Origin of the sequence: Blastococcus colisei (genome assembly GCF_006717095.1) — a bacterium.
GTDB classification, from domain to species: domain Bacteria; phylum Actinomycetota; class Actinomycetes; order Mycobacteriales; family Geodermatophilaceae; genus Blastococcus_B; species Blastococcus_B colisei.
The window spans coordinates 55,711-81,446 of the sequence record NZ_VFQE01000002.1 but is presented as its reverse complement, the minus strand read 5'-3'; the positions used below and the strand labels follow the sequence as shown (position 1 = coordinate 81,446).

The 25,736-nt window shown below is 72.4% G+C and carries 28 protein-coding genes; 16 read left to right on the top strand and 12 right to left on the bottom strand.

Annotation, left to right across the window (positions count from 1 at the left end; all coding sequences use genetic code 11):
* Nucleotides 1–2 precede the first annotated feature (2 nt).
* Nucleotides 3–677, top strand: a complete 675-nt coding sequence (locus FHU33_RS19810; protein ID WP_142027344.1) for a DUF6766 family protein — start codon at nt 3–5, stop codon at nt 675–677.
* Here the strand turns inward: FHU33_RS19810 and FHU33_RS19805 are convergent.
* Together FHU33_RS19805 and FHU33_RS19800 are read right to left on the bottom strand one after the other, a co-directional pair.
* The gene (locus FHU33_RS19805; protein ID WP_142027343.1) at nt 665–2,335 is read right to left on the bottom strand and encodes a SpoIIE family protein phosphatase; all 1,671 of its coding nucleotides are present in this window, start codon (nt 2,333–2,335) and stop codon (nt 665–667) included. The genes FHU33_RS19810 and FHU33_RS19805 overlap by 13 nt on opposite strands.
* A 111-nt stretch (nt 2,336–2,446) precedes the next feature.
* Entirely contained in the window at nt 2,447–2,869 is a 423-nt protein-coding gene (locus FHU33_RS19800) for a hypothetical protein (protein ID WP_211355286.1), read from the bottom strand.
* Nucleotides 2,870–2,928: 59 nt separating this feature from the next.
* On the opposite strand from FHU33_RS19800, the gene FHU33_RS19795 reads away from it, so the two are divergent.
* The 4 genes from FHU33_RS19795 (at nt 2,929) to FHU33_RS19780 (ending at nt 6,390) form a co-directional block, all read left to right on the top strand.
* Nucleotides 2,929–4,350 (top strand): recombinase family protein, encoded by a 1,422-nt coding sequence (locus FHU33_RS19795; protein ID WP_142027342.1) that lies wholly within the window; start codon nt 2,929–2,931, stop codon nt 4,348–4,350.
* Between the two features lie 152 nt (nt 4,351–4,502).
* Entirely contained in the window at nt 4,503–4,985 is a 483-nt protein-coding gene (locus tag FHU33_RS19790; RefSeq protein ID WP_142027341.1) for a hypothetical protein, read from the top strand.
* 237 nt (nt 4,986–5,222) lie between these two features.
* A complete protein-coding gene (locus FHU33_RS19785; protein ID WP_170182614.1) occupies nt 5,223–6,098 on the top strand; it encodes a nucleotidyltransferase family protein in 876 nt (291 codons plus the stop codon).
* Nucleotide 6,099: 1 nt separating this feature from the next.
* Entirely contained in the window at nt 6,100–6,390 is a 291-nt protein-coding gene (locus tag FHU33_RS19780; protein WP_142027339.1) for a hypothetical protein, read from the top strand.
* A gap of 522 nt (nt 6,391–6,912) precedes the next feature.
* Here FHU33_RS19780 and FHU33_RS19775 read toward each other — a convergent pair.
* A complete protein-coding gene (locus tag FHU33_RS19775; RefSeq protein WP_342778701.1) occupies nt 6,913–7,302 on the bottom strand; it encodes a spore photoproduct lyase family protein in 390 nt (129 codons plus the stop codon).
* A gap of 137 nt (nt 7,303–7,439) precedes the next feature.
* On the opposite strand from FHU33_RS19775, the gene FHU33_RS19770 reads away from it, so the two are divergent.
* Nucleotides 7,440–8,627: a zinc-dependent alcohol dehydrogenase gene (locus FHU33_RS19770; RefSeq protein ID WP_142027338.1), complete on the top strand. Its 1,188-nt coding sequence runs from the start codon at nt 7,440–7,442 to the stop codon at nt 8,625–8,627.
* An 83-nt stretch (nt 8,628–8,710) separates the two neighbouring features.
* On the opposite strand, the gene FHU33_RS19765 is transcribed toward FHU33_RS19770, so the two are convergent.
* The 5 genes from FHU33_RS19765 to glgA form a co-directional block, all read right to left on the bottom strand.
* A complete protein-coding gene (locus FHU33_RS19765) occupies nt 8,711–9,442 on the bottom strand; it encodes a GAF domain-containing protein (protein WP_246064017.1) in 732 nt (243 codons plus the stop codon).
* A gap of 144 nt (nt 9,443–9,586) precedes the next feature.
* Complete coding sequence (locus FHU33_RS19760; protein WP_142027337.1) at nt 9,587–10,396, bottom strand: ABC transporter ATP-binding protein; 810 nt, start codon at nt 10,394–10,396, stop codon at nt 9,587–9,589.
* A gap of 8 nt (nt 10,397–10,404) precedes the next feature.
* Entirely contained in the window at nt 10,405–11,493 is a 1,089-nt protein-coding gene (locus tag FHU33_RS19755; RefSeq protein WP_246064015.1) for a FecCD family ABC transporter permease, read from the bottom strand.
* A 14-nt stretch (nt 11,494–11,507) separates the two neighbouring features.
* Entirely contained in the window at nt 11,508–12,464 is a 957-nt protein-coding gene (locus tag FHU33_RS19750) for an ABC transporter substrate-binding protein (RefSeq protein ID WP_246064013.1), read from the bottom strand.
* Between the two features lie 220 nt (nt 12,465–12,684).
* Nucleotides 12,685–13,875, bottom strand: coding sequence for a glycogen synthase (glgA, locus tag FHU33_RS19745; protein WP_142027336.1), 1,191 nt, complete (start codon nt 13,873–13,875; stop codon nt 12,685–12,687).
* A 72-nt stretch (nt 13,876–13,947) separates the two neighbouring features.
* Here glgA and glgC point away from each other — a divergent pair, with 72 nt between their 5' ends.
* Nucleotides 13,948–15,168 (top strand): glucose-1-phosphate adenylyltransferase, encoded by a 1,221-nt coding sequence (glgC, locus tag FHU33_RS19740; protein WP_142027335.1) that lies wholly within the window; start codon nt 13,948–13,950, stop codon nt 15,166–15,168.
* A gap of 76 nt (nt 15,169–15,244) precedes the next feature.
* Nucleotides 15,245–15,727: a 2'-5' RNA ligase family protein gene (locus FHU33_RS19735; protein ID WP_246064011.1), complete on the top strand. Its 483-nt coding sequence runs from the start codon at nt 15,245–15,247 to the stop codon at nt 15,725–15,727.
* A gap of 114 nt (nt 15,728–15,841) precedes the next feature.
* Here the strand turns inward: FHU33_RS19735 and FHU33_RS19730 are convergent, their stop codons facing one another.
* Nucleotides 15,842–16,498, bottom strand: coding sequence for an O-methyltransferase (locus tag FHU33_RS19730; protein WP_142027333.1), 657 nt, complete (start codon nt 16,496–16,498; stop codon nt 15,842–15,844).
* Between the two features lie 234 nt (nt 16,499–16,732).
* Here FHU33_RS19730 and sigE point away from each other — a divergent pair, with 234 nt between their 5' ends.
* From sigE to FHU33_RS19710, 4 genes are all read left to right on the top strand, one after another.
* Nucleotides 16,733–17,308, top strand: coding sequence for an RNA polymerase sigma factor SigE (gene sigE, locus FHU33_RS19725; RefSeq protein ID WP_142027332.1), 576 nt, complete (start codon nt 16,733–16,735; stop codon nt 17,306–17,308).
* Entirely contained in the window at nt 17,305–17,892 is a 588-nt protein-coding gene (locus FHU33_RS19720; RefSeq protein ID WP_142027331.1) for an anti-sigma factor family protein, read from the top strand. Before sigE ends, FHU33_RS19720 begins: the two co-directional genes overlap by 4 nt.
* Before the next feature lie 38 nt (nt 17,893–17,930).
* Nucleotides 17,931–19,469 carry a S1C family serine protease gene (locus FHU33_RS19715; RefSeq protein WP_142027330.1) on the top strand — a complete coding sequence of 513 codons (1,539 nt, stop codon included), beginning with the start codon at nt 17,931–17,933 and terminating at the stop codon, nt 19,467–19,469.
* Between the two features lie 90 nt (nt 19,470–19,559).
* The gene (locus FHU33_RS19710) at nt 19,560–19,928 is read left to right on the top strand and encodes a twin-arginine translocase TatA/TatE family subunit (protein ID WP_142027329.1); all 369 of its coding nucleotides are present in this window, start codon (nt 19,560–19,562) and stop codon (nt 19,926–19,928) included.
* Between the two features lie 158 nt (nt 19,929–20,086).
* On the opposite strand, the gene FHU33_RS19705 is transcribed toward FHU33_RS19710, so the two are convergent.
* On the bottom strand, nt 20,087–21,238 hold the full coding sequence (locus FHU33_RS19705; RefSeq protein WP_142027328.1) for an Mrp/NBP35 family ATP-binding protein: 1,152 nt from the start codon (nt 21,236–21,238) through the stop codon (nt 20,087–20,089).
* A gap of 154 nt (nt 21,239–21,392) precedes the next feature.
* Here FHU33_RS19705 and FHU33_RS19700 point away from each other — a divergent pair, with 154 nt between their 5' ends.
* Together FHU33_RS19700 and FHU33_RS19695 are read left to right on the top strand one after the other, a co-directional pair.
* Complete coding sequence (locus FHU33_RS19700; protein WP_142027327.1) at nt 21,393–22,118, top strand: AzlC family ABC transporter permease; 726 nt, start codon at nt 21,393–21,395, stop codon at nt 22,116–22,118.
* Nucleotides 22,115–22,432, top strand: a complete 318-nt coding sequence (locus FHU33_RS19695) for an AzlD domain-containing protein (protein WP_142027326.1) — start codon at nt 22,115–22,117, stop codon at nt 22,430–22,432. Before FHU33_RS19700 ends, FHU33_RS19695 begins: the two co-directional genes overlap by 4 nt.
* Nucleotides 22,433–22,504: 72 nt before the next feature.
* Here the strand turns inward: FHU33_RS19695 and FHU33_RS19690 are convergent, their stop codons facing one another.
* The gene (locus FHU33_RS19690) at nt 22,505–23,023 is read right to left on the bottom strand and encodes a DUF1003 domain-containing protein (protein ID WP_142027325.1); all 519 of its coding nucleotides are present in this window, start codon (nt 23,021–23,023) and stop codon (nt 22,505–22,507) included.
* Complete coding sequence (locus FHU33_RS19685; RefSeq protein ID WP_246064009.1) at nt 23,016–24,323, bottom strand: magnesium transporter MgtE N-terminal domain-containing protein; 1,308 nt, start codon at nt 24,321–24,323, stop codon at nt 23,016–23,018. The genes FHU33_RS19690 and FHU33_RS19685 overlap by 8 nt, the downstream gene beginning before the upstream one ends.
* A 129-nt stretch (nt 24,324–24,452) precedes the next feature.
* On the opposite strand from FHU33_RS19685, the gene FHU33_RS19680 reads away from it, so the two are divergent.
* Complete coding sequence (locus tag FHU33_RS19680; RefSeq protein ID WP_142027323.1) at nt 24,453–24,842, top strand: VOC family protein; 390 nt, start codon at nt 24,453–24,455, stop codon at nt 24,840–24,842.
* A 369-nt stretch (nt 24,843–25,211) separates the two neighbouring features.
* Nucleotides 25,212–25,712 (top strand): hypothetical protein, encoded by a 501-nt coding sequence (locus tag FHU33_RS19675; protein WP_142027322.1) that lies wholly within the window; start codon nt 25,212–25,214, stop codon nt 25,710–25,712.
* The last annotated feature ends 24 nt before the right edge of the window (nt 25,713–25,736 follow it).

Sequence of the window (25,736 nt, the reverse complement as noted above, 5' to 3'; positions counted from 1 at the left end):
GCGTGCGCCGCTTCCTGTTCCTCAACGGGTTGAGCCTCGCCTTCGGCGGGCTGTTCCTGGCCAGCCTCGTCGGCCAGGCCTTCGCCGGCGTGGCCGACGTCAACGACCACCGGCTGTCGGAGGGGCTGGAACCGATCTCGCTGGCCCGGTTCGTCACCTCGTCGTCGTTCGCCGTCGACGTGATGGAGAACTGGCAGTCGGAGTACCTGCAGTTCTTCCTCTACGTCTTCGCGACCGTCTGGCTGGTCCAGCTGGGTTCCGCGGAGTCCAAGGAGCCGCACAAGGTCGGCCGGGAGTCCGACGAGCAGCAGAGCCTGGGCAAGCACCTGCGGAAGGATTCCCCGGCATGGGCCCGTGCCGGTGGGGTGCGGACGGCGCTCTTCTCCCGCTCGCTCGGCGTCGTCATGGGCACCCTGTTCCTGCTCACCTGGGCGGCCTCCTCGGTGGCGGGCTGGTCGGCCTTCAACAACGAGCAGCTGATGGGTCGCGAGGACCCGGTGAGCTGGGTCGGCTACCTGGGGCAGGCCGAGTTCTGGAACCGGACACTGCAGAACTGGCAGTCGGAGATGCTCGCCGTGGGGTCGATGGCCATCTTCAGCGTCTACCTCCGCCAGCGGGGTTCGCCGGAGTCCAAGCCTGTGGGGGCCGCCCACCACGACACCGGTCAGACCGGCTGAGCCGACGGCACTGCCAGTGCGAGGACGGCGAGGTCGTCGGCCTCGTGCCGGGACCCGAGCAGCTGCCGTTCGACGGCGGCGGCGACCGTGTCGACGGTGGTCTCGGCGTCTCCCGACGGCAGCCCCTCGAGCAGGCGGATCAGGCCGTCCTCGCCGAACTGGACTCCGGAGTCGTCGCGCGCCTCGGTGACGCCGTCGGTGTAGAGCACCAGCGTCGCCCCGCGCGGCACGACGACGAGCGCCTCGTCGACGTCGACGTCGGCATCGATGCCGAGCGGCCGGCCGGGCGCACCGACCTCGGTCACCGAGCCGTCGGGCGAACGCAGCAGGGGGAGCGGATGGCCGGCGACGCTGACCCGCACCCGGTATCCCCGCTCTGCGGGTTCCAGCACGAGGCAGCAGGCGGTGACGAAGCGGAGCGGGCCGGTGGACTGCTGCTGCAGCAGAGCGGTGTTGACCGCACCCAGCACCTCTCCAGGGCTGCCCGCCGACGCTGCTGCCCGCGCCGTGTGCCGGGTCAGCGCCGTGACCGCCGCCGCCTCGGCCCCGGTGCCGCACACGTCGGCGATCAGCACCATCCACCGGCCGTCGGGCAGCGGCATGACGTCGTAGGTGTCGCCACCCACGAGGCCCGAGCCGCCGCCGGGGCGGTAACGGGCCGCCAGCCGGACGCCCGGGATCGTGGGCAGGTGCGAGGGCAGGAGGCTCCGCTGGAGCGTGTCGGCCAATCCCCGCACCTCCGACTCGGCGCGCAGGCGGGCGAGGAACTGGCCGATCTGCCGGCCGGCGTGGGCCAGCACGTCCAGGAGCTCGAACGGGACCGCCCGCTGCTCGTGCGAGAAGAGCTCGCAGACCGCGAGCAGGGTGTCTCCGCTCATGACGGGGAACGCCACGCCGGTGCGGAGGATGTCGGCCCGGGCGGCGTCCGGACGGAGGAAGCGTGGATCGGTCCAGAGGTCGTCGATGACGACGGGTGCGCGTTCCTGCCAGGCCAGGCCCGGCAGGCCCTCGCCCCGGGCGAACGTGCGCCCCAGCGCGGCGGCGGCCAGGGCGGGGACGGACTCGCCGAGGGCGGTCCAGGTGCCGGCGTGCACCAGACGGCCGCCTTCGCTCACGGGCTCCCAGAGCGCCGCGGCGTCCCAGTCGAGCTCGGTGCAGAGCGTCGGCAGGAGCTGCTGGAAGGCCACGTCGGAGTCCGGCGCCTGGGTGAGGGCCGCGGTGACGCGGAGCGTCGCGGTCAGGTACCGGCTGACCTGCAGCTGCCGCTCCAGCAGGATCGTCGTGGCGGCGTCGCGGAGGACCGCGACCACCACCGCCGCGTCCGCCCCGCTCCCGGGTGCCGGGTCGAGCCTGGCGAGGGTGAGGTCGATCGCGATCTCCCGGCCGCTGGCGTGCAGGGCGGGGACCTGGGTGGTGGCGCCGACCAGCTCGCCCTGCCCGGTGAGCCGGAATCGGGAGAAGCCGGCGCCGTGGGCGCCGCGGAAGCGCTCGGGCATCAGGACCGTCAACGGCCGGCCGAGGAGGTCCGCCGGATCGTGACCGAGCAGGGTGGAGACCGCCGGGTTGATGTAGGAGATGCGGCCGGCGGCGTCGGCGACGACGACCGTGTCGGGCAGGGCCTCGAGCAGCGCGTGTGCGGGCAAGGCGGGGTTCAGCATGGGTGCCGGTCTCCCCCCGCTGGTCGGCCTGGGCTGGAGGAACAGGGTCGCATACGGTTCGTCAGCGGGCGGCGACGAAGTGTCGACATGTCGCCATGTCAACGAGGCGACTCAGAAGGCGTAACGCACGGTGAGCCACGGCGCGTGGGCCGCGATCAGCAACTGCAGCCGCGCGACGCCGGCCCGCTTGACGTCGTTCCGGTAGCGGACGTTCTCCTGGCCGTTCCCGCTGCGCTTCGGCTGCTGGATCTCCGGGCGCCAGAGCAGCTCCTCGGCCCGGGGATGCCAGCCGAGGTTCACCTCGTGCAGGTCGCGGTTGTGCGTGAGCAGGATGACCTCCGCGGCGGCCTGCCGCTTGGCAACGGGGGAGAGCACGTCGTCGAGCTGCCGCAGCAGCGCCGTCCAGTCCGCCTCCCACCCGTCCCGCAGGACGACGGGGGAGAGGTTCAGGTGCACCTCGTACCCGGCCGCGACGAAGTCGTCGACGTTGGTGAACACCGTGATGGGATTGGCGTACCCCTTGCGACGCGGCACGTAGCAGTCGGCACACCAGACTTCCTATAAGTGCACGTATTCGAGGTAGTCTTGTCGGCATGGGGACACGGAACGCGCAGGTCAGGGCGGTTATCTACGCCCGGCAGAGCAAGGACAACGCGGACGGCATCGACCGCCAGATCGAGGACTGCCGCCGCCTCCTCGTCCGGGAGGGCATCAACCCGGACGCGGCACGGGTGATCGTGGACAACGACACCTCCGCCAGCAGCAAGAAGCCGCGCCCCGGCTACAACGGTGAGTTGCTGCCCGAACTCGAGGCCGGCGGCCGGTCGGTCCTCGTCGTCGCACAGACCCAGGACCGCCTGCTCCGGCAGCTCGGCGAGATGGTCGAGTTGGTGGACCTCGTGGAGCGCACCGGCGCCCGGGTCATGCTGGTGCGCGCCATGTTCGACCTCACCACGGCGATGGGCCGCGCCGCCGCGTGGCAGGCCGCCGTGTGGTCCCGTCTGGAGGTCGAGCAGAAGGCCGAGCGGCAGCGCCGCCAGGCGGTGCAGGCCGCCGAGCGGGGCGAGTGCCCCTCCCGCCGGGCGTTCGGCTACCGGCCGGGCGGGAAGATCGACCCTGAGGAGTCGGCGGTCGTCCGCGACGCCTTCGACCGCCTGTTCCGGGGCGAGTCGCTGGTGCGGATCACCGAGGCGATGAACGCCGCCGGGCTCCCCAGCGTCCGGGGCAACCGCTGGTCACGGAAGGGTGTGGCCTACCTGCTGCGGTCGCCGCGCTACGCGGGCTGGCGGGTGTACCACGCCGGGGCCGACGACGAGCTCCGTGTGCGGGGCGAGTGGCCGCGCATCGTCTCCGACGCCGAGCATGAGAAGGCCGTGGCCCTGTTGACTGACCCGGTGCGGAAAGTCAACACACTCGGCACCGCCCGGCGCTGGCTGGGGTCCGGACTGTTCGTCTGCGGCCGATGCGACGCCGCCGGGGAGGTGGACGAGCACGGGCAGCCGGTGACCATGCGGACCGGCCGCCGGACGCAGGGCAACGTCCGCACCTACATCTGCCGCCAGCACGGGCACCTGTCCCGGGCGGCCGAGCCGGTGGACCGGTACGTGGCCGACGTGATCGAGGAGCGGCTCGCCCAGCCAGACGTGGCCAGCCTCCTTGCCGGTGCCACCCCCGAGGTGTCCGAGCTGCGGCAGGAGGCCGACGTGATCCGGGGCAAGATCGACCGGGCTGTCCGCGACTACGACGACGAGGTGATCGACGGGGCCACGCTGAAGGCGGTCAAGGCCCGGCGCACCGCCGAGCTGGCCGTCGTCGAGCGGAAGATCACCGCCGCCGCCCGATCCTCCCGGCTGGCGACGATGGCCGCCGCGCCGGACCCGGCCGCGGCGTTCCGGGCCGCCGACCTGGCGGTGCAGCGGGAGGTCGTGGACGCCCTGTGCGCCGTCGTGCTGCTGCCGTCGCCTCGGGGCGCGTCGTCCTTCGACCCGTCGACGGTGGACATCCGCAGGCGATAGGTCCCCCACCCCTTCACGGGGCCTACTGCGCCGCCGCCACCATCGGCACGGCAAACGGGAACCTGCACGAAAGTATGACTCCGAACACAACTTCGGAATATCTACCCGCCCGGTACACCGCAAGCGTTGTCCTTCTCCCTCAGGCTTATGACGTGACGGTCGAGCTAGAGGAACGACAGCAGTCGCCCGGCGCCGTGCCGCGGCTCAAGAAGAAGCTCACAGACCCTTGGGTGATCGCGATTGTGGCACCGCTGCTGATCGGTTGGGCCATGGCCATGACCCCGGCCGATTGGCCCGCGGTAGTGCGTAACACCGTGGCGGGTGCGCTCCTTCTCGGGATCTGGGGGATCTGGAACGCGGCGAAGGCGACCTTCGTGTACAGCGCCGCTCTTCGGGCCGCTCCTCGGCCCCGGCACAGCTGGTCTCGAATACCGCGCCCGCAGTCGCGGCGACGGCGACCGCCGTACACGGGGCATCGCTCGGCCTACGCACTAGGGATCGCAACTATCGCGACTATGGCCATCGTGGACCTCATGGCACCGTCGCAGGACCAGGCACCGGAGCAGGAACCCCGGCCGGTGAAGGAGATGACGACCCCCGGCGATTTCTGGACCCCGTTCTATGCCGGGTACTAGGGACCGCTGTTGGTCCATCGGGGGTCGCCACGTCCTGATGCCCACTTTGTTCCTTTCGGCCTTCGGCCAGCCGAAGGCCCCTGCCGACGATGACCAGCAATGTGCAGGGAAGGATCTAGAATTGCCAGCCAGGAAGGTTGCAGCCAGGACGGGAACTGCCAGCAAGTTAGGCGTGGGCAGAGCCGTTGGCGGACACGTGTGCGTCCCCCCTTGGTCATGCCTGGCAGGGTTTGTCGTGTGGAGCACCCGGGGATCAAGCTGCCCGCCAGCCGAAGCCAGTTAGCGCGGCTGGGTGAACGTCTTGCCCGTGACGAGGAACGGTCCGGCGATCTCGACCTGTATGAGGAGACCCTTGACGCTTACGACCAGGCCCAAGTATTTGTTAAAGAAATCCTGGATAACACTGACTGGTCAGCGGCTGTCGGTGGGCTCGCTGTAACGGGCCGAACGAAGTCTATCGACACGCTCCTGCAGAAGCTGCAGCGCACTCCAGGTCTGCGGCTTCCTTACATACACGACATCGCCGGAGTCCGCGTCGTCGCTGACTTCACCCTGACGACTCAGGGAGTATTCGCACGGGGGCTCTGCGGCTCGTTCGACGTCGAGGACAAACTAATCGACCGCATCAGGAGTCCTCAGTCGGGTTACAGGGCCCTCCACTTAGTCACCTTCGTGTCCGGCATTCCAGTTGAGATCCAGCTCCGCACCCGACTTCAGAGCCTGTGGGCTGACGTGTTTGAGAGATTGGCGGATAGTGTCGGTCGCCAAATTCGATACGGCGAGCCGCCGGACCATGACGCTGACGACGATGCGGACAAGACCGTCGAAATCGTGGAGGGGCTCGAGCTGCTCTCGACCGGGGTGATCGCCGAGGTTGAGAAGTTGGACGACCAGTTGGCCCCCCTTCGTCCGCTCTTGGAGCAAGAGCGACTGGGACCCCTGCTGGAAGCTGTCGACTTCGAGGATGCGGGGATACCGCCAGGAACCGATGTCCTTGCATGGGTCGCCGACCTGGAGCTCCGCGCACGTGAGGCCAAGGAGGAACTGGAGCGGCAACTCCTTAGGGTCGCTGAGGTCCTTCAGAGGCCCTCGGCCGAAGGCGAAGGTGCGTAGGGTGTTCGGCATGGCGTCCCCGCCCCGGAGCTTCCTACTCCTCTACAACCGACGCTCAGGCGCGCTCGCGGTGCAGGAGTTCTCTGGCCCGGACAGTCGTGCGAGGGCGCTCAGGGAGCGGTTCCGTGAAGAGCGCGCCAGAACGGACAAGGATCTTGAGGTCGTTGTGGTGACGGCGGAGACGCTTGACGAAGTCAAGAACACCCACGGCCGCTACTTCATGACGACCGAGGACCTGACCCAACGAGCGATCAAGTCAGGATTCATCCGAGGTCAAGGTTCTCTGGCCTGAGCAGGACTAAGGATCGGGCGCGACGACCCCTTCGGGGTCCTTGTGGGGGACCGAAGGCCCTGCTGTGTTGTGCTTGCCTCGGATGGGCCGCGCCAGTTGCCTAGGCTCCGTTGCGACGGACGGATCGATCCGTAGACCTCCTCCCGCAATTCGGCCAGCAAGTCTGCCGGCAGGTGGGCCAGTCCGTCGCCGGCGGGTCCGATCACGGTCCTGTCGGCGATCAAGGCGAGCAGGCGAAGTCGCCGGGCTGCGTCCGCTTCCAGCCGGGTCACGGCGGCGATGATCTCGGCGGCTCCCGGGGTTAGGTCGCCGCTGTCAGTAGGTCGATCATGGTCCTCACCTCTTGCGCAGGTCGGGGTCGAATCGGTCGTCGGTGTTCGCGCAACCCGGCGGCGTCGGCGTGCCCGTTGTTCGGGCCGTTCCGGCGGTGGCCGGTGGTTCACGATGGGGTCCCGGGTTTTGTCGCCGCAAGAAATGGGGCCGACTGAATTGCCTCGTCAGCTGGTCGACTTGTTCAGACGGCTAGGTCAACCGGGTGCGACACGGATACCTGCACATCCGGGAAGTAAGGGCCATCGCGCACCCGTTGGCCGTCGACGGCGCGATCCAGTTCGCCGAGCGCTCGTTGGGCCGGGCGGAGAGCGACTTCTTCACCCCGAGGACGAGGGTCTCGGTCTTCACCCGCACCCAGCGGTCGACGTTGCCGGCGCTGCCGTGCAGCTCGGGGATCTGCCAGTGCGAGGGGACCTCGACGACCTCGGCGTCCGGGAAGCGGGCGATGACCTGCCGGCCTCGCGGCGAGGAGGCGGCGGCCGGTTCGGCGTAGATCTGCCGCACCCGCAGCAGCCGGTCGTCGACCGGCACATGCGGCGGCTCGGGCTCGTCGAAGAGGGTGAGCGCGTCGCCGGCCATCACGACAGGCGCAGCGTCCGGACCCGGCCGGCCATTCCGTCCGCTCGGCCGGGTCACGAGCCGTTTCGGCTCCGCGGCCACGGGCACTTCGCCGGGGAGCCGTGCTCAGCGAGGGCGCGCACGATGATGGGAGCCCCATGAAGGCAGTGACCTGGCACGGACAGCGCGACGTACGCGTCGAGGAGGTGCCCGACCCCTTCGTGCAGGAGCCGACCGACGCGGTCATCCGCGTGACGACGACGAACATCTGCGGCTCGGACCTGCACCTCTACGAGCCGCTGGCGCCGTTCATGGGCGTGGGCGACGTCCTCGGTCACGAGCCGATGGGCCAGGTCGTGGAGGTGGGTTCGGAGTGCGGCGACCTGAAGGTCGGCGACCGGGTCGCCATCCCGTTCCAGATCTCGTGCGGGCACTGCTGGATGTGCAACCAGGGCCTCTACACGCAGTGCGAGACGACCCAGATGCGGGACACGGGCATGGGCGCACAGATCTTCGGCTACTCGAAGCTCTACGGCCAGGTGCCCGGCGGGCAGGCGGAGTACCTGCGGGTGCCGCAGGCCCAGTTCACCCACATCAGGTTGCCGGAGGGACCGTCGGACGACCGGTTCGCCTACCTCTCCGACATCCTGCCCACCGCCTGGCAGGGCGTCGAGTACGCGAATGTGCCGGAGGGCGGCACCCTCGTGGTCCTGGGACTCGGGCCTGTCGGCGACTTCGCCTGCCGGATCGCCCAGCACAAGGGCTATCGGGTGATCGGCGTGGACATGGTGCCCGAACGCCTCGAGCGGGTACGCGCGCGCGGGATCGAGGTGGTCGACCTGCGCGAGCACGAGAAGGACCTCGGCGACGCCATCCGGGACATGACCAGCGGCCGTGGGCCGGACTCCGTGCTCGAGGCAGTCGGCATGGAGGCGCACGGATCCCCCGCGACGACGTTCGTCCAGAAGGCGGCCGGTCTCCTGCCCTCGGCGGTTGCCGCCCCGATCCAGAAGGCAGCCGGTGTGGACCGGCTCAACGCGCTGTACTCGGCGATCGACATCGTTCGTCGCGGCGGCACCATCTCGCTGTCCGGCGTGTACGGCGGCGCGGCCGATCCCATCCCGATGCTCACGCTGTTCGACAAGCAGATCGCGCTCCAGATGGGGCAGTGCAACGTCAAGCGCTGGATCCCCGACATCATGCCGCTGCTCGGCGACGACGACCCGCTGGGTTGTGACACGTTCGCCACCCACCGGGTGCCGCTGTCGGAGGCTCCCGAGATGTACAGCAAGTTCCAGCAGAAGCAGGACGGCGTCGTGAAGGTGCAGCTCAAGCCGGAGCTGTGACCTCCCGGGTGCGGGCGGCGCTGGCGACGCGGGAGTGGCGCTCCGCCCGCTCGCCCGCTCGCCCGCTGAGCAGGGGGGCGGGGTCAGCCGTCGCCCGGGGCCAGGTCGACCGCCCGGACGGCGCCGGCGAGCAGGTCGGCGGCGACGTCGTCGATCGCCGTGCCCCTGCTGTACGCCGACGCCCGCATCAGGTCGAGCGCCGCCGGGGTGTCGACCTCCAGTTCCACGCTCACCTTGCCCATGGCCTCCCACACCGCTGCCCGGCGCCGAGGCGCTGGACCCTGGAGCCAGTTCGGCCCCTCGGCGGGCGACCATGACGACCAGACCGCGGCCTCGCTGAGTGCCGAGGTCACCAGCTCGCCCACCGCCAGGGCCTCGAAGACGTCGAGGTCGGGGACGTCGTCGGATCTCCGGAAGTACAGGTCGATCGCCCCGGCCCCGGCCAGCGCCGGCTGCAGCGGAAAAGCGACCACGGCCTGGAACGGCGTGGAGCCGAGCAGCAGCTCGGTGAAGACGGGCCACCGCCGCCGCAGGTCGTCCTCGACGGCGAACACCGGCTGGCGGATCTCCTGGGCGGTCATGCACGGCCCGGCGCCGACGGTGAACTGGAGTCGTTCGGCGATCGCGGCCTCGTCGGAGCTCGCACCCAGCGGTACGCGTTGCTGTGCCGCGTCGACGACGCTGATCCCCGCGCCGTCGACCCGGAGCGTCCGGGCGCACGCGCGCGCCAGCCGGACCGGCAGCAGTTCCGGCCCGCGCAGGTCGGGTTCCTCCACGTCGTCCAGCGCGGCCTCGAACCGGCCGGCGATGGTCACGGCTCCATGATCGGCCGTCGGGCCGCGGTCCGCCTGACGTGCGGCCCAGTCGCGCGCGGCCGTGCGGGGGAATCACCATGTCCTCGTCCCACGGCGGCGACTGTCCCCGGGGGATCCGGTGCGCTTCCGGCCGGCGCGCTGCGCTCAGTCGGCGGAACGGACCGGCAGCACCGCCGGCCCGGACGGCCCGTGGACCACCTCGGCGCGCGCGCCGTAGTGCGTGCTCAGCGCCTGGGCGGTGAGGACCTCGGCGGGGGCTCCTTGCGCGGCGACGCGGCCGTCGGAGAGCAGCGCCAGCCGGTCGGCGTACTGGCCGGCCAACGTCAGGTCGTGCAGCGTGCTCACCACGGTGAGCCCGTCCTGCCGGCGCAGCCGGTCGACGAGGTCCAGCACCTGCTGCGCATGTCCCAGGTCCAGCGCGGCGGTCGGCTCGTCGAGCAGCAGCACCCGCGGCTGCTGTGCCAGCGCCCGGGCCAGGACGGCGCGCTGCTGCTCACCGCCGGAGAGGGTGGTCAGCTGCCGGTCGGCCATCGGGGCGAGACCGAGACGGTCCATGACGTCGGCGACGACCTGGCGGTCCACGCCACGCGGCGCGGCGAGCAGCGGTCGGTGCGGGGTGCGGCCGAGGGTGACGTAGTCGCGGGCGGTCACGCCCTCGGGCAGGACCGGGGTCTGCGGGGCGTAGGCCATCGACCGGGCCCGTTCCCGGCGTGGCATGCCGGTGGTGGGGACGCCGTCGATGCGCACCTGGCCGTCGTGCGGGTGGAAGCCGAGCACCGAGCGGAGGAGCGTGGACTTCCCCGAGCCGTTGGGTCCGATGACCGCCAGCCACCCGCCCGGCTCGACGGTCAGGCGCACCGAGTCGAGGACCCGCGTGCGGCCGTAGCCCGCGGAGAGGCCGACGACCTCCACGCGGGCACCGCCCCCGGCAGGGGGCGCGGGGTGTCCGGGCATCCGCGGGCTCATCGGCGTCGCGCTCCGACCCAGAGCAGGCCGGCGAAGAAGGGCGCCCCGATGAAGGCGGTGACCACGCCGATCGGCAGCTCGGCGGGGGCCAGGACGACGCGGGCGACCAGGTCGGCGAGGACCAGGAACGCGCCGCCGACCAGCAGGGACATCGGCAGCACGCGGGCGTGCGAGCCGCCGACCAGCTTGCGGACGATGTGCGGCACGACCAGCCCGACGAACCCGATGAGGCCGCTGACGGCCACCGCGGCGGCGGTCACGAGGGAGGCGGCGAGGATGACCACGAGCCGCAGCCGGCCGGGGTGGACGCCGAGCGAGCTCGCCTCGTCGTCCCCGACCGCCAGGACGTCCAGCGCCCGCCCGCAGAGGAGCAGCACGAGGCCGGCGACCCCGAGGTAGGGCAGGACGAGCACGATGTCGGACCACTGCGAGCTGCCGAGCTGGCCGAGCAGCCAGCCGTAGATCTCGCGCAGGTCCTCGGTGTTCTGCTGCTGGACCAGGGTCTGGGCCGCGGCCAGGAAGGCGGCGACGGCGATCCCGGCGAGCAGCAGCGTGGGGCTGTGCGAGCCGCCGGCCGCCGTCCCGAGGACCAGCGCGCAGCCCACCCCGACGAGCGCCCCGGCGAACGCCGCGAGGGGCACGATGCCGACCGGGCCCACCGACTGCACCGGTGAGTAGGCGATGACCAGCGTCGCACCGAGGCCGGCGCCGGCGGCCGCGCCCAGCAGGTAGGGGTCGGCCAGTGGGTTGCGGAAGACGCCCTGGTACGCCGCGCCGGAGATGGCCAGGCCGGCCCCCACGAGGGAGGCGAGCAGCACCCGCGGGAGGCGCAGCTCCAGGAGGACCGCGGCCTGCGTGCCCTCGAGAGCGCCGGGGACACCGATCCCCAGCGGCGAGAGCAGCCGGTCGAGCAGCGTGACGACGACGGCGCCGGGCGGGAGGGGCAGCGCGCCCACCCACACCCCCGCGAGCATGGCGAGCACCAGGGCGAGGAACGCCCCGCCCAGCGCCAGCCCGGGACGGCGCCGGGCGCGCGGAACGGCCACGGCCGTCCGCGCGGCCCCGCCGCGCGCCGTCGTCGTCATCGGTGTGCCCTTTCTCAGCCCTGCAGGGCGGCGGCCACGGACTCCGCGAAGTCCGCGATCCGCGGACCCCAGCGCGACGCGATGTCGTCGTCGGCCTCCAGGATCCGGCCCTCCTGGACGGCCGGCAGGGTGCCGAAGGCGGGGCGCTGGGCGACGGTCTCGGCGGACTGCTCGCAGCACACCGTGTCGGCGAGGACGATCAGCTCCGGGGCCTGCCCGGCGATGTACTCCGCCGACAGCTGCGGGTAGCCGCCGGCCGCGTCCGGGGCGCCGTCGGCGATGTTCTCCAGCCCGAACATGCTGTAGATGCTGCCGATGAAGGTGTCGCTCGTCGCCGAGTACAACTCCGGCCCGAGCTCGTGGTAGACGCTCATCCCCTCGACGTCGGTCGACACCGACTCCACCGCGGCCGCGATCCGGTCCTGCACATCAGAGATCACCTCGTCGGCCTCCTCGGCGTGTCCGGTCGCGTCGCCGAGCGTCTCCAGCTGCTCGTAGGTGTCGTCCAGGGTCTCGGCGGCCGGGAGGAGCAGCGTCGGGATGGAGAGGGCGTCGAGGGCGTCGACGATGCCGTTCTGGTCGTTGCTCAGGACCACCAGGTCCGGGGCGTACTCGGCGATGGCCTCGGCGTTCGGGGTGAAGGCCGACAGGTCGGTGGTCGGCGCGTCCTCCGGGTAGTTCGAGTTGTCGTCGACGGCCTCGACCTGGTCGCCCGCGCCGATGGCGAAGAGCATCTCGGTGGACGACGGCGACATGGACACGATGTTCTCGGGCTGCTCCTCGAGGGTGAGCTCGCCGTCGGCTCCGGTCACGGTGACGGGGAAGGCGCCGTCGGCCGACGACGAGGGCGCGGCCTGCTCGTCATCGGAGGCCGAGTCGCCGCACCCGGTCAGGACCAGGGCCAGGGCCGCCGGTAGGGCCAGGAGGGCGGGCGACGTCGACCGCGTCGCGCAGTGAGAAGAGCCGAACACGGAGTGCCTCCAGCGGAGGCGGCGAGCGTCGCCCACGAGCTGACCCGACGCTCGATGCGCGACCCTTACCGCGAGGGTCGGTTGCATGGCGCAGGGCAGGCGATCTGGCTCAGGCCGCGAGCGGCCATCACAGTTACGGGATAGCGCCGGCATCTCACCGGACTTCGCTGCCGTTGCGTCGCCGGCGCACGGGCCGGCGCGCCGAAGGTACCAGCGGCTCCTACGGGCGGGCAGCGAGCACGGTCGAGTACACCTCGACGGTCTGCTGCGCGATGGCCGGCCAGCCGAACTCCGCGAGCACCCGCTCCCGGCCGGCTGCGCCCATGGTCGCCGCCCGCGCCGGGTCGGCGAGCAGCTCGGTGATCCGCGCGGCGAGCCCGTCCCGGAAGGCCGCGACGTCAGCGGGGTCGTAGGGCACCAGGAGGCCCGTGCGGCCGTCGTCGACGACCTCGGGGATCCCGCCCACGGCGCTGGCCACCACCGCCGTCCCACACGCCGCGGCCTCGAGGTTCACGATGCCGAGCGGCTCGTAGACCGAGGGGACGACGAACACGGTCGCGCCGGTGATCAGCGGCACCAGCTGGTCGCGGGGCAGCATCGCCTCGATCCAGACCACGCCCCGCCGGAGCCGCTGCAGGGCCTCGACCGCCTCGGCCACCTGCTGCCGCTCGGCGGGGGTGTCGGCGGCGCCGGCGCACAGCACCACCCCGACGCCGGCCGGCAGCTGCTCGGCCGCGGCCAGCAGGTGCAGAACCCCCTTCTGCCGGGTGATGCGCCCGACGAACAGCGCGTACGGCCGGTCGGGGTCCACCCCGAGCCCACGGACGACGTCGGGCGCGTGGACGGGGCGATAGGCCTCGGCGTCGACCCCGTTGCCGACGACGTGCACGCGGTCGGGGTCGAGTTCGGGGTAGGCGTCGAGCACGTCGGTCCGCATCCCGTGGCTGACGGCGATCACCGCGTCGGCCGCGAGGTACGCGCTGCGCTCGACCCACGACGAGAGGCGGTAACCGCCGCCGAGCTGGTCGGCCTTCCACGGCCGGCGGGGTTCGAGCGAGTGCGCGGTGACCACGTGCGGGATCCCGTGCACCAGTGCGGCCAGCATCCCCGCGCCGTTGGCGTACCAGGTGTGGCTGTGCACGAGGTCCGCGCCGCCGAGGGCTGCGGCGATCTCGACGTCGACGCCGACCGCCTGCAGGGCCCCGTTGGCGTTGCGCAGTCCCGGGGGGACGGCGTACGCCGTCGCTCCGTATCCCGCCATGCCTGGGCCCCGGGGCTCCCCGAAGCAGTGCACATCGATGTCGGGGCCACCCGGGAGTGACCGCAGCGCCGCGACGAGATGCTCGATGTGGACGCCGGCGCCTCCGTAGACGTCCGGCGGCCACTCCCGGGTCACGATGCCGATGCGCACGCCGCTCACCCTAGGGGGCGGTTCGGGCGGCGGCAGGGCGCGGAAGCACAGCTCAGCGGCTACCTTCCACCCATGCGCGGCGGTCCACGGGTTCTCGGCATCGTCCTCGCGGGCGGCGAGGGCAAGCGGCTCTCGCCCCTGACGGCGGACCGCGCGAAGCCGGCCGTGCCCTTCGGCGGCAACTACCGCCTGATCGACTTCGTCCTCTCCAACCTGGTGAACGCCGAGATCCGGCAGATCGCCGTCCTCACCCAGTACAAGAGCCACAGCCTGGACCGGCACATCACGCAGACCTGGCGGATGTCGCAGCTGCTCGGCAACTACATCACCCCGGTGCCGGCCCAGCAGCGGCTCGGGCCGCGCTGGTACACCGGCAGCGCCGACGCGATCTTCCAGAGCCTGAACCTGATCTACGACGAGCGGCCGGAGATCGTCGTCGTCTTCGGTGCCGACCACGTGTACCGGATGGACCCGGGGCAGATGGTCGACCAGCACCTGCAGACCGGCGCGGGCGTCACCATCGCCGGGTTGCGGGTGTCGCGTCGGGAGGCGACGGAGTTCGGCGTCATCGATGCCGATTCCGACGGGAAGGTGCGGGGATTCCTGGAGAAGCCCGCCGACCCGCCCGGCCTGCCGGACTCGCCCGAGGAGAGCTTCGCCTCCATGGGCAACTACGTGTTCACCACCGACGCCCTGCTCGAGGCACTGCGGGCCGACGCCGAGGACGAGAACTCCGTCCACGACATGGGCGGCTCGATCATGCCCATGCTCGCCGACGCGGGAGAGGCGTGGGTCTACGACTTCTCCACCAACATCGTGCCGGGCGCGACCGAGCGCGACCACGGCTACTGGCGCGATGTCGGGACGATCGACGCCTACTACGACGCGCACATGGATCTCGTGTCGGTGACGCCGGTGTTCAACCTCTACAACGACCGCTGGCCCATCTACACCCTGCCGCCGCAACTGCCCCCGGCGAAGTTCGTCCTCGGCGGCCGCGCGGAGGAGTCGATGGTCAGCGCCGGCGCCATCATCGGCGGCGGGTCGGTGCACAACTCGGTCGTCTCGCCCGGCGTCCGGGTCGAGCGCGGCGCGCGGGTCGAGGACAGCGTGCTCATGGACGGCGTGCACATCGGCGAGGGCGCCTACGTGCGCCGGACGATCCTGGACAAGAACGTCGTCGTGCCACCCTGGGCCCGGATCGGGGTGGACACGGTCACCGACCGCGAGCGCTACCACGTGAGCGACGGCGGCGTGACCGTCCTGGGCAAGGGTGCCCGCGCGATCGTCTGAAAGAGGACCCCGTCGCCCCCCACCGCTCGCAAGCTCGCGGCGGGCCCCTGCGACGGGGCCGTTCCAGCCGCTCGTGGTGACGCTGCTGCTGGACGACGGCGCCCAGCAGTTCTTCGACTGGCTGCGAACCGAGCACTTCCCACCGGAGCGCAATCACCTGGCAGCCCACGTCACGCTCTTCCACGCGCTCCCGGGGGAGCGCCTGGAGGAGGTGTCCGCCGACATCGGGGCCGCCGCTGAGCGGAGCCCGTTCGACGTCCGCGTCACCGGCGTGCGGTTCCTCGGCAGGGGCGTGGCCTACGCGCTCGACGCCCCGGAACTGACGGTGCTGCGCGACCGGCTGGCGGCAACGTGGGGGCCGTGGCTCACGCGCCAGGACCAGCAGCGGCACTCCCCACACGTGACGGTGCAGAACAAGGTGGACCCTGCCGTCGCCCGGGCGCTGTACGACCGGCTGAGTGCGGACTTCGTGCCGTACGCCGTCCGGGCCCGCGGTCTGGGACTGTGGCGCTACCTCGGTGGCCCCTGGGCGCTCGTCGCGGAGTCGCCGTTCCGCTGACCGGCAGCCGCGCCCGGTCAGCGATGTCCTCCGGGCGGACATTCTCCCGGTCGGAATGTCCTGCCGGAGGACATCGTTCGGCGCCGCCCCCCGGAAGCCGCTGCGGAATCCGGGTCAGCCGCGCTTGCTGGCGACGAGCAGGCCGTCGCCGATGGGCAGCACGGCCGGGAGCAGCGTCTCGTCCTCGCGGACCATGCGGGCGATCTCCCGCGCGGCGACGATCTGCGGATCCCGGGCGGTGCGGTCGGCGATCCGGCCACCTGCCAGGAGGCCGTGGCAGGTCAGCGTGCCGCCGACGCGAACCAGATCGAGCAGCGCCGGCAGGTGCTCGGCGTACTCCCGCGGCGGTCCGTCGCAGACCACCATGTCGTAGGCGCCAGGGGAGAGGCGGGGGAGCACCTCCGCCGGCGTGCCGAAGATCAACCGCGCCCGGCTGGCTGCGACGCCGGCGTCGGCGAACGCCTGACGGGCGGCGCGCAGCTGCTCCGGGTCGCCGTCCAGGGCGGTGAGGACGCCGTCCTTCCGCATCCCGCGGAGCAGCCACAACCCGGCGAGCCCGCCGCCGCTGCCGATCGACACGACCGAACGCGCCTCGACGCCGGCCGCCAGCACGGCGAGGGTCGCACCGACCGCGGGGCCGACCGGCGGGGCACCCGGCAAGTGGCCAGTGCGGGCGCGGGCCGCGACCATCTCGGGGGTCTCGACGGCGAACCGGTCGGCGTAGGCGGCGCCCTCGGGGCCGCCTCCCGGCGGCGGCTGCTCGGCGCTCATCACCGGCCGAGGGTAGTGGTCCGGGCGTCGGCCGCGGGTCGCGCGCCCGGTCGGGGGTGTCGGGCGGACCCGCCGTCGGGCCCCGACCTGTGGGTTTCCTGCGAGCCGGTGTGGGCGGGAACACCGGCACCACCGTCGTCCGTTGATCATCATGTGCGCCTGAAGCGACCCGCGACCGCCGATCCCACCCACGCCGGGGAGGTGCCGAACCGCCCGGTCTGCGATCCTGAGGGCGTGTCCGAGCCCGCCGTCCGCCCCGAGACAGATGTCTGGGTGGCCCCCACCTGGGAGCAGGTCGTCCGCGACCACTCCGCCCGGGTCTACCGGCTGGCCTATCGGCTCTCGGGCAATCCGCAGGACGCCGAGGACCTGACCCAGGAGACGTTCGTCCGGGTCTTCCGCTCGCTGGCCGACTTCTCGCCGGGCACCTTCGAGGGCTGGCTGCACCGCATCACCACCAACCTCTTCCTGGACATGGTGCGTCGCCGCCAGCGCATCCGGTTCGACGCGCTGCCCGAGGACACCGAGCGCCTGCCCGGCACCGCGCCCAGTCCCGAGCAGGTCTACGCCGACACCCACCTCGACCCGCAGGTGCAGGCGGCGCTCGACGCGCTGTCGCCGGAGTTCCGCGTGGCCGTCGTCCTCTGCGACATCGAGGGCCTGACCTACGAGGAGATCGCGGCGACCCTCGGCATCAAGCTCGGCACCGTCCGCAGCCGCATCCACCGCGGTCGCGTGCAGCTGCGCCAGGCGCTGGCCCACCTCGCCCCGGGCCGTTCCGCCCTCGAGACCGGAGGCGCGCCGGCATGAGCATTCCGGTGAGCCACCTGGCGCAGGAGGCGATCGCCGCGCTGGCGGACGGCGAACTGCCGTCCGGCCCGGCCGCCCGCGCGGCCCGCCACCTCTCCGGGTGCCTCCAGTGCCGCCTGGCCGTCGAGGCGCAGCGCGAGGCGAAGGAGGCGCTGCACGGGTCGCGGGACGTGGCCGTGCCCGGTGACCTGATGTCGCGCCTCTGCGCCATCCCCTTCACCACCGATGTCCCCGGTTCGGGTGGCGACGGTCTCGGGAACCTGACCGCGGGACCTGAGGGGCTCACCGTCAGCGGCACGTCCGGTGCCTGGTCGGTCGATCTGCAGCCGGAGAAGGTGGACCACCGTTCGGGGCATGCGCGCTGGCTCCGCCGGGGGCTCGCCGGCACGATGATCGGTCTGGGCGCCGGTGTCACCGCGCTCGCCCTGACCCTCCCGGCGAGCGGTGCGCCCGGCCCCGAGCCGCGCGGTCCCGTGGCCGGGCCGTCCACGCCCGAGCAGCACACCGAGATCATCCCGCCCATCGTGCGCACGGTGACGGTCGGGACCAGCGCCACGACCACGGCCCCGGGCGGGACCCCCTGAGCGCCTCCGGCGACCGCCCGTCCGACGAGTCCGGCCCGGTGGCCGACAGCAGCGCTCCACGCGAGGACGCCGTCTTCGCCCGGCCGCCGGGAGCGACCGGTGCCTTCGCCGACGTCCCCGACCGGCTCGCTCCCCGGCCGGTGTCGGCTCCGCAGCCGTCGGCCGGACAGCAAGCGGCGTTCGGCCGGCCGACCACCGCCGTCGGCGGCTTCGCCGACGGACGACCCACGCCGCCGCCCCGACCCGTGCCGCCGCCCCCGGCCGAGGCCCTGCTGCGCGCCTTCGGTCCGAAGGGCACCGGGCAGCGCGGGCTCCAGGAACCTCCCGGTGGACGACTCGGCCGCCGCCGCACCGCCACCGGACCCTGGTGGAAGTCCGACGCCCGCAGCGATCCCTGGCGCGACCCGTACGCCCCGGTCGCCCTCGGCGCCCCGGCCGTGTACGACGAGGAGACCCAGCCGGGTCCCGTCGTGGTCGACCCGCAGGGCCGCAGGAAGCTGCGGCTGCGCGACCTGTCGGTCCGGCTGTCCGTGCTGGCGCTGCTCGCCGTGCTCCTCGTCGGCGCGGTGGGCGGCGGCATCGGCTGGTACCTGACCAAGACCAACGACGAGTCGCCGCTGCTCGCGCCCGGCACCCAGCTCTCCGAGGTCGACCCCGGCATCACCCGGGAACCCGGTTCGGTGTCGCAGATCGCGGAGACGGTCATGCCGTCGGTCGTCTCCATCGAGGTGCGGGTCGGACAGGCCGGCGCCACGGGCTCCGGCGTCGTCATCGACGGCGCGAACGGCTACATCGTCACCAACAACCACGTCGTCTCCGGCGCCGAGGGCATCGAGGGCGCGGAGATCCGGGCGGTCTTCGTCGACGGCAGCGGCTCGGCGGCCCGCATCGTCGGCCGCGACCCGGCCAGCGACCTCGCCGTCCTCAAGGTGGAGAAGCCCGGCCTGGTGCCCGCCGCCCTGGGCAGCTCCGACGACGTCGTCGTCGGCGACCCCGTCGTGGCGATCGGCTCGCCGCTCGGGTTGGCCGGGACCGTCACCAGCGGCATCGTCAGCGCGCTCGAGCGACCCGTCCGGCTGGCCGGCGAGGGCAGCGACACCAACGCGGTGATCAGCGCCGTGCAGACCGACGCGCCCATCAACCCGGGTAACTCCGGCGGCGCGCTGGTCGACGCCAGCGGGGCGCTGATCGGCATCAACACCGCCATCGCCTCCACCGGGGCCGGCGGCTCGATCGGGCTGGGCTTCGCGATCCCGGTCGACACCGTCCGCGACATCGCCGAGCAGCTGATCTCCACCGGCTCGGCCGTGCACTCCTCGCTCGGGGTGAACACGCGCTCGGTGACCGACGGCACGCGCGACGGCGCCCTGGTGCTGAACGTCGAGCCGGGCAGCGCCGCCGCGTCGGCGGGCATCCGCGAGGAGGACGTCGTCATCGCCGTCGAGGACGAGCGGGTCGGCAGCTCGGAGGAGCTCGTCGTCGCCATCGACGCCTTCGACCCGGGTGACACGGTCACCATCGAGGTCGTGCGCGGGAACGGGTCCGTCGAGGTCGAGGCCACGCTCGACGCCGCCTGACGGCACCCCTGCCACCGCCACTCGCACGCTCGGGGCGGGACGCTGCAGTGGGCCGCTTACGCTGGGGGTGGACGGAGGAGGGGGGCGGCGGTGTTCGACTCGATCGGCTGGGGCGAGATCATCGTCCTCGCGCTGGCCGCGCTGTTCATCTTCGGCCCGGAGCGGTTGCCGGACCTCGCCAAGGACGCCGCCACCGGCCTCAAGCGGGTGCGCGCCGCGGTCACCGGGATGCGCGAGCAGGTGAACGAGTCCCTCGGTGACGACCTACCCCAGCTGCGTGACCTCGATCTGCGCAAGTACCACCCCAGGACCTTCATCCGCAGCCAGCTGCTGGGCGACGAGGACGGGCCCACCGTCCACCGGGGGAGCGCCGCCGCTACCGCCGCTGCCGCCGCGCCCGTCGTCGCGCGACCGCGGGACCGCGCCGTCCCGCCCCCGTTCGACCCCGACGCGACGTGACGCCGAGCGGGGGGCCGGAGGCTCCCCCGAGGCGGCACGTCACAGGTCGCACCGAGCGGGGGGCCGGAGGCTCCCCCGAGGTGTGACGGGCAGGGCTCAGCGCAGGCCGGGTACGGCACGTGGCCGCGGTGTCGCCCGGAGGGCGACAGACAGCACGGTCAGCGCTTGACCGGGGTGAGTCCCAGCGACATCCCGGAGAGCCCGCGCTGGCGGACGGCGAGCCCGTCGGCGATCTTCTCCAACGCCTGCGCGGCCGCCGACTCGGGCTCGGCGAGCACGATCGGCGCACCGGCGTCGCCGGCCTCGCGCAGCCGGGTGTCCAGCGGGATCTGGCCGAGCAGGGGAACCCGAGCGCCCAGGGTGCGGGTCAGCGCGTCGGAGACCGCCTCGCCGCCGCCGGCGCCGAAGACCTCCATGCGGGAGCCGTCGGGCAGCTCGAGCCAGGACATGTTCTCGACGACCCCGACCACCTGCTGGTGGGTCTGGGTGGCGATCGCGCCGGCCCGCTCGGCCACCTCGGCGGCGGCCAGCTGCGGCGTCGTCACCACGAGGATCTCGGCGTTCGGCACCAGCTGGGCCACCGAGATCGCGACGTCGCCGGTACCGGGGGGCAGGTCCATGAGCAGGACGTCGAGGTCGCCCCACCACACGTCGGCGAGGAACTGCTGCAGCGCGCGGTGCAGCATCGGCCCGCGCCACACGACGGGCGTGTTGCCCGGGGTGAACATGCCGATCGAGATGACCTTCACGCCGTAGGCCTGCGGCGGCATGATCATGTTGTCGACCTGGGTGGGCTTGTCCTCGACGCCGAGCATGCGCGGCACCGAGTGGCCGTAGATGTCGGCGTCCACGACGCCCACCGATAGGCCGCGCCTGGCCAGCGCCGCCGCGAGGTTCACCGTGACGCTGGACTTGCCCACGCCGCCCTTGCCGGACGCCACCGCGTACACGCGGGTGAGCGAGCCCGGCTGGGCGAAGGGGATGACCGGCTCGGCGGCGTCGGACCCGCGGACCACCTTGCGCAGTTCGGCGCGCTGCTCGTCGTTCATCACGTCCAGCACGACCGAGACCGAGGTGACGCCGGGGACGGCGGAGACGGCCTGGGTGACGCGGGTGGTGATGGTCTCGCGCATGGGGCAGCCGGAGACGGTCAGGTAGACCTCGACGCGGACGGAGCCGTCGCCGCCGATCTGCACGTCCTTGACCATGCCCAGCTCGGTGAGCGGGCGGTTGATCTCCGGGTCCTGGACCGTGGCCAGAGCGGCGGTGACGGCGTCGAGCGCCGGCGAGCCGGTCAGCGTGTCGGACATCGTTGCGTGGGTCTCCTTCGACGGGGGACCCCGGTCGGCGGCAAGCTTCACACCTGCACGATCGGGTCGCCTGCCACTGTACGGCGGACCGCGGGCGGTCCCGCCGGCCGGAGGGTGATCCGGGACGCAGGCGGCGGTCACCTAGGGTCGCCGGGTGTCCACCCGTGGCCGAGATCCAGCCCGGTCCGCCACCCTGCGCGACGCGATCGGGCTGGGCCTGGCCGTCGGTCTCTACGGCGCCGCCTTCGGGGCGGCCGCCGACGCCGCGGGGCTGGACCTCTGGCAGACCGTCACCCTGTCGGCGCTGATGTTCACCGGCGCCTCGCAGTTCGCGCTGGTCGGCGTCCTCGGGGCCGGTGGGAGCGCACTGGCCGCCGTCGGCAGCGCCCTGCTGCTGGGCACCCGCAACACCGTCTACGGCGTCCGCCTGGTCCCGCTCCTGCGGCCGCACGGGGTCCTTCCGCGGCTCGGGACGGCGCACTGGGTGATCGACGAGACGACGGCGCTGGCCATCGCCGCGCCGGATCGCGGGCTGGCGCGGCTGGCGTTCCTGGCCGGTGGTGCGTCGATCTTCCTGACCTGGAACCTGATGACCGTCGTCGGCGCCCTCGGCGCCGCTGCCTTGAGCGGCCCGGCACTCGCCGCGCTCGACGCGGTCGTCCCCGCGGCCTTCCTGGCGCTGCTGTGGCCGCGGCTGCGGAAGGGGTTCCCGGAGGCGGAGGCGCAGCGGCGGGTGGCCGCCGGGGGCGCGGTCGTCGCCCTGGCGCTCACGCCCTTCGTGCCCGCCGGGGTCCAGGTGATCGCCGCGGTGGTGGCCGTCGCGCTGGCCGGGCGGCCGGGACGGGCCCCGCGGCCCACCGCGGAGGAGGAGATGGCGTGAGCGGCACGACGCTCTGGATCGCGGTGATCGCGGGGTCGGTCGGCTGCTACCTGCTCAAGCTGGCCGGCCTGTCGGTCCCCGCCTCGTGGGTGGAGCAGCGGTGGGTGGCCCGCGTCGTGGACTTCGTGCCGGCCGCGCTGCTCGCGGCGCTCGTGGCGGTCCAGGCGTTCACCAGCGGGCAGGAGCTCGTGGTGGACGGGCGGCTGGCCGGGCTGGCCGTTGCGGCGGTCGCACTCGCGCTGCGGGCGCCGTTCATCGTCGTGCTGGTCCTCGCCGGCGCCGCGGGTGCGCTGGTGCACGTCGTCACCGGCTGACGCTGTGCGCGGATCGCCAGATCCAGGCGCCGGAACCGACGATCCGCGCACACCGATCGCGCGGGGAGGGCCTCAGGTGACGGGGTCGCGCCGCTTCTTGGCCTTCTTCTCGCGCTTGTCGCCGTCGTCCGCGGTCTCGTCGGTGAGCCGGTTGAGCTCGCTGCGGATGAAGTCCCGGGTGGCCAGGTCGCCGACGGCGACCCGCAGCGAGGCGAGCTCGCGGGCCAGGTACTCGGTGTCGGCGCGCACCGCGGCGGATCGCGCCCGGTCCTCCTCGGCCTGGACGCGGTCGCGGTCGGCCTGCCGGTTCTGGGCCAGCAGGATGAGCGGCGCGGCGTAGGCGGCCTGGGTGGAGAAGGCCAGGTTCAGCAGGATGAACGGGTAGGGGTCCCAACGCAGGCGGACGGCGAAGACGTTCAGCAGGATCCAGACCGCGACGAGGATCGTCTGCACCGCCAGGAACCGGCCGGTGCCGAGGAACCGGGCGATCGTCTCGGCGAACGCGCCGACGGCGTCGGGGTTCAGCCGCAGGAAGCTGCCGAACCGGCGGGCCTGTCCCCGCGGGACGTCGAGGCGTGGGGCGTCAGCCACGACGCGCCCGCTCGCGCCAGTCGTCGGGCAGCAGGTGGTCGAGGACGTCGTCGACGCTCACCGCACCCACGAGGCGGCCCTGGGCGTCCACCACGGGAGCGGCCACGAGGTTGTAGGTGGCGAAGTAGCGGGTCACCTCCGCCAGCGGCGCCTCGGGACGCAACGGTTCGAGGTCGTCGAGCACGCCGCTGACCAGGGACGACGGGGGTTCGCGCAGCAGTCGCTGGATGTGCGCGAGCCCCAGGTACCGGCCGGTGGGTGTGGCCGACGGCGGGCGGCAGACGTAGACCTGGCTGGCCAGGGCCGGGGTGATCTCCTCCTCGCGCACCCGGGCCAGCGCCTCGGCGATCGTGGCGTCCGGGGCCAGGATCACCGGCTCGCTGGTCATGATGCCGCCGGCGGTGTCCTCGGAGTACTTGAGCAGCTGGCGGACGGGCTCGGCCTCGTCGGGCTCCATCAGCTCGAGCAGCCGGTTGCGGTCGACGTTGGAGAGCTCGGAGAGCAGGTCGGCGGCGTCGTCGGGGTCCATCACCTCGAGCACGGCGGCGGCGCGCCGCTCGTCGAGGGTGCCGAGGATGGTCACCTGGTCGGCCTCGGGCAGCTCACCCAGCACGTCGGCCAGCCGCTCGTCGTCCAGCGCCTCGGCCACCTCGTGCCGCCGCTTGATCGGCAGGTCCTGGAGGGCGTGCGCGACGTCGGCCGCGTTGAGGTCGCGGTAGGTCGCGATCAACGTCTCCGCGCCCTGCCCGGCCTGGGGAAGAGCCAGCCCCTCGACCTCGTCCCAGGCGAGCTGGTGCAGCTGGCCCCGTCGTCCCAGCCGCCCCGGCTCCTGGACGGCGAGACGGGAGAGCACCCAGTCACCGGTACGCGTCTGCTCGATGCCGGCGTCGACGACGTGCGCGGGCTTCCCGGACTCGGCGATCCGGACGGTCCGGTCGAGCAGCTCGCCGAGGACGAGCGTCTCGCCGGCCCGCTGCTCGAAGCGCTTGAGGTTCAGCGTGCCGGACGCGAGCATCACCGCACCCGGGTCGACCGCCGTGACCCGGCCCATGGGCACGAAGATCCGGCGCCGGGCGACCACCTCGACGACGATGCCGAGCACCCGCGGCGTGGCGGTGCCGACCCGCAGCGCGATGACCACGTCGCGCACCTTGCCGACGCGGTCGCCGTTGGGGTCGAACACGGTCAACCCGGCGAGCCGGGAGACGTACGCCCTGCTCGCCGTCGTCACGGTGAGGAAGGCTACCGCCGCCGGATCGCGGAGTCGGTCGACCGCGCTGGTGCTCGCGGGAGGCTCCACGGCGTCCCGGTTGCGTGGGCGGCCGGGTCTGGTACCGCGTCCGGCAATCATCGCCCCAAGCGGCCCACTCAGGGACAGTTCTTCGACAACACACTGACCGGCTGCGTTCCGCATGCCCAACCCGACCTCGTGTTTGTCGACGAGGATGCTGGCGTGTCGATTCGAGGCTTGACCTTCGTCGGTGTGCGGACCGAGCGGTTCGCCGACGTGTGCGCGCTGTACCGAGATGTGCTCGGCATGGCGATGATCAGGGACGAGCCACAAGCCGCGTGGTTCGTCACGCCCACCGGTGATGAGGTGCACGTGTACGGCCCTGATGACCACGACCACGACTTCTTCTTGCAAGGACCTGTCGTGGGGTTGCAGGTGGACGACTTCGCCGCTACGCGCGCCGCCATGGTCGCCGCGGGCATCCGTTTCATCGGTGAGCCGCAGACCTCCGGTGGCGCAATCTGGAATCACTACTACGGCCCTGACGGGAACGTGTACGAGATCATGCAGCGGCCAGGCGGCGCTTGACCTGCCCTTGTCCCTGCAGCCGCCCTCAGGGACAGGCCGGAGGCCTCAGTCCGCCGTCACCAAACAGGGATCCCCTGCGGAACGCCGGCGCCGCGAAGATCGAACCGCCGCGATGTTGCCGTAGCGGGTTGCCAGTTCTCAATGGGGGTGCGTCCGACTGGGATCACCGCCCGCTGAGGCTCACGCTCGGCTGCCTACGGAGACAACGCGTGAGGACGCGCCCGACACGAGCGCCGCCGCGCCGAGTGAGACGGCGCGAGTGCTGTCCCGGGACCAAGGACGGTGATCGGGGCCGATCCGGATCACTAGCGTTTCCCGCATCGCCGAGCCGGGCGCCGAGGTCGCCCGGGTGCCTTCAGGGGAGCCATCGTGACCTACGGATCGCCATCGCCGCTGTCGCCAGCCGAGCACCGGGCGCTCGTTCAGGACCTGGCAGCCGCGGTGGTTGAGGAACTCGACCCGGACGAGATGGCGGTGTTCGAGGAGACAGCGGACGAGTACTTCCGCGATCCGCAGGCCGTCCTGAACCCGAAGCGCCGGGATGAGGCCGTCGGGTTCGGTATTGAGGCGGCGCTGATCACTCCGATCGTGCTGGCGGTCGCCGGTCCGGTCGTCGAGTTCCTCACCACCGTCGTGGTCCAGGCCGCGGGGGAGGGCGTCAAGCCGACACTGGTACGGATCCTCCGCCGCGTGCTGCGGCTGAAGGACGCCGACGCGTCCTCGCCCGGCGAGGCGCCGCGGCTGACCCAGGAGCAGGTGGAGCACGTCCGCGCGATCGCCTACGCCCGGGCCTGTGACGTCGGACTGGAGGAGAACAGGGCCCGGCTGCTGGCCGATTCGGTTGCCGGTGGGGTGCGGGTCAGCGCCTGACTCGCGACGCCGAGGGAGTTCGCC